8 protein-coding genes are annotated in these 6,254 nt (G+C 68.1%); all 8 read left to right on the top strand.

Going from position 1 to position 6,254, the window contains the following annotated elements; all coding sequences use genetic code 11:
* Positions 1-695 (top strand): FAD-dependent oxidoreductase (locus G3N97_RS35430; protein WP_205997485.1); only part of this gene is annotated, 695 nt, incomplete at its 5' end.
* Between the two features lie 88 nt (positions 696-783).
* Positions 784-981, top strand: coding sequence for a sulfur carrier protein ThiS (gene thiS, locus G3N97_RS35425; RefSeq protein ID WP_065062715.1), 198 nt, complete (start codon positions 784-786; stop codon positions 979-981).
* Between the two features lie 52 nt (positions 982-1,033).
* The gene (locus G3N97_RS35420; protein WP_205997484.1) at positions 1,034-1,849 is read left to right on the top strand and encodes a thiazole synthase; all 816 of its coding nucleotides are present in this window, start codon (positions 1,034-1,036) and stop codon (positions 1,847-1,849) included.
* On the top strand, positions 1,849-2,961 hold the full coding sequence (gene thiE / locus G3N97_RS35415; RefSeq protein ID WP_205997483.1) for a thiamine phosphate synthase: 1,113 nt from the start codon (positions 1,849-1,851) through the stop codon (positions 2,959-2,961). The genes G3N97_RS35420 and thiE overlap by 1 nt, the downstream gene beginning before the upstream one ends.
* 168 nt (positions 2,962-3,129) lie before the next feature.
* Positions 3,130-3,951 carry an ABC transporter ATP-binding protein gene (locus tag G3N97_RS35410; protein ID WP_205997482.1) on the top strand — a complete coding sequence of 274 codons (822 nt, stop codon included), beginning with the start codon at positions 3,130-3,132 and terminating at the stop codon, positions 3,949-3,951.
* On the top strand, positions 3,948-4,724 hold the full coding sequence (gene mlaE / locus G3N97_RS35405; protein WP_205997481.1) for a lipid asymmetry maintenance ABC transporter permease subunit MlaE: 777 nt from the start codon (positions 3,948-3,950) through the stop codon (positions 4,722-4,724). The genes G3N97_RS35410 and mlaE overlap by 4 nt, the downstream gene beginning before the upstream one ends.
* A 120-nt stretch (positions 4,725-4,844) precedes the next feature.
* The gene (gene mlaD / locus G3N97_RS35400) at positions 4,845-5,423 is read left to right on the top strand and encodes an outer membrane lipid asymmetry maintenance protein MlaD (RefSeq protein WP_065062821.1); all 579 of its coding nucleotides are present in this window, start codon (positions 4,845-4,847) and stop codon (positions 5,421-5,423) included.
* An 11-nt stretch (positions 5,424-5,434) separates the two neighbouring features.
* Positions 5,435-6,254: VacJ family lipoprotein (locus G3N97_RS35395; RefSeq protein WP_205997480.1), on the top strand; the 820-nt coding region annotated here is incomplete at its 3' end.

The raw sequence follows: 6,254 nt of genomic DNA, 5'->3' as shown, positions 1-6,254 counted from the left end.
TGCTCGACGGCGAAGGCCAGCTCGACAACCGTCAGGCGCTGGCCGCGCTCGCCGCGGGCCTCGCGCAGCGCGGCGTGCAAACGCACTGGAATACCACGGTCGACGACGCGAATCCGCCGCCCGCACGCGTGACGATCGATTGCCGCGGACTCGGCGCGAAGCCCGCGTTGCCCGCACTGCGCGGCATCCGCGGCGAGGTTGCGCGCGTGCACGCGCCGGGCATCGGGCTCACGCGTCCGGTGCGCCTGCTGCATCCGCGTTATCCGCTCTATATCGCGCCGAAGCAGAACGACGTCTACGTGATCGGCGCGACCGAAATCGAAGGCGAGGACCGCTCGCCGGTGAGCGTGCGCTCGGCGCTCGAACTGCTGAGCGCGGCGTTCGCCGTGCATCCGGCGTTTGGCGAGGCGCGCATTCTCGAACTCAATTCGCAGTGCCGCCCGACCTTGCCCGACCATCGCCCCGCGCTCTTCTGGGACGGCGACAACACGTTGCGCGTGAACGGCCTCTATCGCCACGGTTTCATGATCGCGCCCGCCGTCGCCGACGAAGCCGTGCGAGTGGCCGAAGCGCTGCTGGCGGGACGCATGCAGGACGCCGACGGATTCGAGGCGCTGCGCGCCGAATCGCGCTGGGCGTCGATGCTGCACGACCGCCGCACCGAAGCCGCGCCGCGCGCGCACGAACCGGCCTGAGCGCGTCGCTATCCGCGAACAGGAACACGATGGACACGACGGCGCGCCGCTTGCGCCGCATGAAACACACGTAGTCAGACGAATCGTTATGGACATTCAGATCAATCAGAAGCCGCTCACGCTTCCCGAGGGCGCGACCGTCGCCGACGCGCTGGTCGCGTTCGGCGCACGTCCGCCGTTCGCCGTCGCCGTGAATGGCGATTTCGTGGCGCGCGCCCAGCACGGCGCGCGCGCATTGTCGGCGGGCGACCGCCTCGACGTCGTGAGCCCGGTGGCCGGCGGCTGATACGGCCGTTAGCCGATCCGCGCGCCCACGCCACCCGACCAGGATTTCCGCCATGACCACGCTTCAACCGACCGCCGACGCGCTCACGCTCTACGGCGAAACTTTCCAGAGCCGCGTGCTGCTCGGCACGTCGCGCTATCCGTCGCTGCAATCGCTGTCCGATTCGATGGCGGCCGCGCGGCCCGGCATGATCACCGTCGCGCTGCGCCGCCAGATGAACGAGGGCGGCGCCGAAGCCGGCTTCTTCGATCTGCTCAAGCGCCACGGCGTGCCGCTGCTGCCGAACACGGCGGGCTGCCTCACCGTCAACGAAGCCGTCACCACGGCGCACATGGCGCGCGAGGTGTTCGACACCGACTGGATCAAGCTCGAACTGATCGGCGACGACTACACGCTTCAGCCCGATCCGGTCGGCCTGATCGAAGCCGCCGCGCGGCTCGTGAAGGACGGCTTCAAGGTGCTGCCGTATTGCACCGAGGACCTCGTGATCGGCCGTCGTCTGCTCGACGCGGGTTGCGAGGCGCTGATGCCGTGGGGCGCGCCGATCGGCACCGGCAAGGGCGTGATCAATCCGTACGGTCTGCGCGTGCTGCGCGAGCGGCTGCCCGACGTGCCGCTGATCGTCGATGCGGGCCTTGGTCTGCCGTCGCACGCGGCGCAAGTGATGGAGTGGGGTTTCGACGGCGTGCTGCTGAACACGGCAGTCGCGCAGGCGACGCAGCCCGACGCGATGGCGCGCGCGTTCGCGCTGGGCGTGGAGGCGGGGCGCAGTGCATATCTCGCCGGACCGATGGCCGAGCGCGAAGCCGCCGTCGCGAGCACGCCGGTCGTCGGCATGCCGTTCTGGCACCAGGATGGAGGCAAGTAATGAGTGAAACGTTGCATTTTCAGGGCCGTGAACTGTTCTGGCCGCCCGCCGACGCGCTGACCGCCACGGCGGAACGCATCCGCGCGCGTCTGGGCGACTGGGCGGCGACGCAGGCGCCGTGGCGCATCTGCCTGACGCCGCCCGACGCGCCCAACGGCGGCGATCTGATCGTCGTGACCGACGCCGCGCCGCATCTCGCGAACATCGCGCGCTGGATGACCGAAGGCGCGGGCGTAATCGAAGCCGCGGGCGACGATCCGCGCGAGGCGCGCGTCACGCTGCATCTGGGCGGCGAGCGCTACGCGCTCGAAGGCGCGCTGGCCGAGGACTGGATTCCCGCGCTGGCGGCGTTCCTCGACTGCGGTTTCGATCCGCACGACGCGCTCGTGCTCGCGCTCGCCTGGCGCGACGGCGACGAACAGCAGACCGACGCCTGGCCGGTCGACATCGCGCGCTTCCCGCGCGTGCTCGGTCTGCCCGACGCGCCCGCGCAGCCGTTCGCGCCTTGCCCGGCGCGGCTCGGCCTGTATCCCGTGCTGCCGACCGCCGACTGGGTCGAGCGCGTGCTCGACTACGGCGCGACGACCGTGCAGCTGCGCAGCAAGCAGCCTGAATCGCCGGAACTCACGCGTGAAATCGAGCGCTGCGTCGCGGCGGGCCGCAAGCACGACGCGCAATTGTTCATCAACGATCACTGGCAGGCCGCGCTGGCGGCGGGCGCTTACGGCATCCATCTCGGCCAGGAAGATCTGCGCGACGCCGATCTGAACGCGATCGCGGCGTCGGGTACGCGCCTCGGTCTGTCGACGCACGGCTATTTCGAGATGCTGACGGCGCTGCACTTCCGCCCGAGCTACGTCGCCTGCGGCGCGGTGTTCGCCACCACGACCAAGCAGATGCCGACCGCGCCGCAAGGTCTCAAGCGTCTCGCGCGCTACGTGCAACTGCTCGACGGCGTGGTGCCGATGGTCGCGATCGGCGGCATCGACGCCGCCGCCTTGCCCGCCGTCCTCGCCACCGGCGCGCCGTGCGCGGCCGTCGTGCGCGCTGTCACGGAAGCCGCCGATCCGGCTGCCGCCGTTGCTGCGTTGCGCAACGCGTTTACGCAATAATGGTCCGCCTCGTCGCCGGTCGCGCCCCTGTTGCGTGACCGGCGCGAGGAGCGAGCAGCGGGGCCTTTCACGGCCTTTCCGACTGCATCAAGCGGCATGGGCGCATCACGGCAGCAATTCCACGATGGCCCTATAATCCCGCCTTCGTGTAAATGGACTGTCAGCCACGTGCCCTCAACCTCTGAGACCCTTCTGGAGCTGCGCGACGTCGACTTCGGTTACGGCGATCGGCTCGTCCTGTCCGGACTGAACATGCGCTTCGGGCGCGGCCAGGTCATCGCGGTCATGGGCGGCTCCGGCGGCGGCAAGACCACGGTGCTGCGCCTGATCGGCGGGCTGGTGCGCGCGCAGCGCGGCCAGGTGCTGTTTCACGGCCAGGACGTCGGCGCGCAGACGCGCGACGGCCTCTACGCGCTGCGCCGCAAAATGGGCATGCTGTTCCAGTTCGGCGCGCTGTTCACCGACATGTCGGTGTTCGACAACGTCGCGTTCGCCCTGCGCGAGCACACCGATCTGCCCGAAGAACTGGTCCGCGACCTCGTGCTCATGAAGCTCAACGCCGTGGGCCTGCGCGGCGCGCGCGACCTCGCGCCGTCGGAAATCTCGGGCGGCATGGCGCGCCGCGTCGCGCTCGCGCGCGCGATTGCGCTCGACCCCGAACTCATGATGTACGACGAGCCCTTCGCGGGACTCGACCCCATTTCTCTCGGCATTACCGCGAACCTGATCCGCACGCTCAACGACGCGCTCGGCGCGACGTCGATCCTCGTCACGCACGACGTGCCCGAGTCGTTCGCAATCGCCGACTACGTGTATTTCCTCGCGAACGGCAAGGTGCAGGCGCAAGGTACGCCCGACGAACTGCGCGCCTCGACCGATCCGATCGTGCGCCAGTTCATCGACGGCGCGCCGGACGGCCCGTTCCGTTTTCACTACCCGACGAACGTGCCGCTCGGCGCGGACTTCGGCATTGGCGGAGGCCGCTCATGACCGGCGCCATCAGTTCAGTCGGCCGCGCGGTGCTCGACGCCATCGCGCGCGCGGGCCATGCCACGCGGTTTTTCGTGCGCCTCGTGCTGGAATTCTTCCCGCTGCTGCGCCGTCCGCGTCTTGTCACGAAGCAGATCCACTTCGTCGGTAATTATTCGCTGCTGATCATCGCGGTGTCGGGCCTGTTCGTCGGCTTCGTGCTCGGTCTGCAGGGCTATTACACGCTCAACCGTTATGGTTCGGAGCAGGCGCTCGGTCTGCTGGTCGCGCTGTCGCTCGTGCGCGAGCTCGGTCCGGTGGTCACGGCGCTGCTGTTCGCGGGTCGCGCGGGCACCTCGCTCACGGCCGAAATCGGCCTGATGAAGGCGGGCGAGCAGCTCACGGCCATGGAAATGATGGCGGTGGACCCGGTGCGCATCGTGGTGGCGCCGCGCATGTGGGCGGGCGTGATCGCCATGCCCATTCTGGCGGCCATTTTCAGCGCGGTCGGCGTGCTGGGCGGTTATGTGGTGGGCGTGCTGCTGATCGGCGTCGATTCGGGCGCGTTCTGGTCGCAGATGCAAGGCGGCGTCGATGTCTGGACCGACGTCGGCAACGGCGTGATCAAGAGCATCGTGTTCGGTTTTGCCGTCACGTTCACCGCGCTGTATCAGGGTTACGAGGCGAAGCCCACGCCCGAAGGCGTGTCGCGCGCGACCACCAAGACGGTGGTGTACGCGTCGCTCGCGGTGCTCGGCCTCGACTTCCTGCTCACCGCACTGATGTTCAGCTAAAGCAAGGCGCTCCGGCGTCTCGCGTTTCGACCGGGTCGAACGCGAACGGCGGGGCGGCGCGGCAGGCGCGACGGGCTTTCGGGCCGCGCGCCGCCGCAACGGATTCTCATTGGGATGACGATGAAAAAGACTGCTCTCGACTTCTGGGTCGGCCTGTTCGTGGTGCTGGGCTTCATTGCACTGCTGTTTCTCGCGCTGAAGGCCGGGAACATGAGCTCGCTGTCGTTCCAGGCGACTTACCCCGTGAAGCTCAAGTTCGACAATATCGGCGGCCTCAAGCCGCGCGCGCCCGTGAAGAGCGCGGGCGTGACCGTGGGCCGCGTGGCGTCGATCGGCTTCGACTCGAACACGTACCAGGCGCTGGTGACGATCAATCTCGACCAGCAGTATCAGTTTCCGAAGGATTCGTCCGCGAAGATCCTGACCTCGGGTCTGCTCGGCGAGCAGTACATCGGTCTGGAGCCGGGCGGTGACACGGAAATGCTCAAGGCCGGCGATACCATCTCGATGACGCAGTCGGCCATCGTGCTCGAAAACCTGATCGGCCAGTTCCTCTACAGCAAGGCTGCCGACTCGGGCGCGTCGAAATCGGGTAACAGTGGAAGTGGGGCCGCAAATGGTCCGGCAGGCGGGGATAGCGCCGCGCCGGTCCAGGCACCCGCGCCGGCAGCAGCCGGTTCGGGCGCGGCGGCGCAATAAGGAGAAAAACGATGATGACCACACGCATGCGCGCCGTTTCGATCGGTGTCGCGGCGCTCGCCCTCACGGCGTGCTCGACGGTGCAGACGCCGTCGAAGGACGATCCGTGGGAAGGCTTCAACCGCACCGTCTACACCTTCAACGACAAGGTCGACCAGTACGCGCTCAAGCCGGTCGCGAAGGGTTACGTGAAGATCACGCCGCAGCCGGTGCGTGACAGCGTGACGAACTTCTTCGCGAATATCGGCGACGTCTACAACGCGGCCAACAACCTGTTGCAGCTGAAGATCACCGACGGCGTCGAAGACATCATGCGGATCGTGATCAACACGGTCTTCGGTGTCGGCGGCCTGTTCGACGTGGCGACGCTCGCCAAGCTGCCCAAGCACAATCAGGACTTCGGCCTGACGCTCGGTCACTACGGCGTGCCCGCCGGTCCTTACCTCGTGTTGCCGCTGTTCGGGCCGAGCACGGTGCGTGACGGCGTGGGTCTCGTCGGCAACTACTTCATCAACCCGCTCACCTATGTCGATCCGGCGGCGCTCTCGTGGGGCCTCTACGGCCTGAACGTGGTGAGCACGCGTGCGAATCTGCTGGGCGCGAGCGACCTGCTGGAAGGCGCGGCGATCGACAAGTACTCGTTCGTGCGCAACACCTACCTGCAGCGCCGCCGCTATCTGCTGTCGGACGGCCACGCGTCGTCGGATGGCAGCCTGCCGGACTACGGCGACACGCCGCCGCCGAATTACGAAGACGCCGATCAGGGCGCGGCGGCAGCGGCGCCGGCATCGGGCGCGGCGCGTGCTGCTACGCCCACGGCGGCCAGCATGG

Source organism: Paraburkholderia sp. Ac-20347 (assembly GCF_017104805.1).
Classification (GTDB): Bacteria; Pseudomonadota; Gammaproteobacteria; order Burkholderiales; family Burkholderiaceae; genus Paraburkholderia; species Paraburkholderia tropica.
Note: the sequence above shows the minus strand (reverse complement) of the source record. Positions and strands in the feature narration are given on the sequence as shown.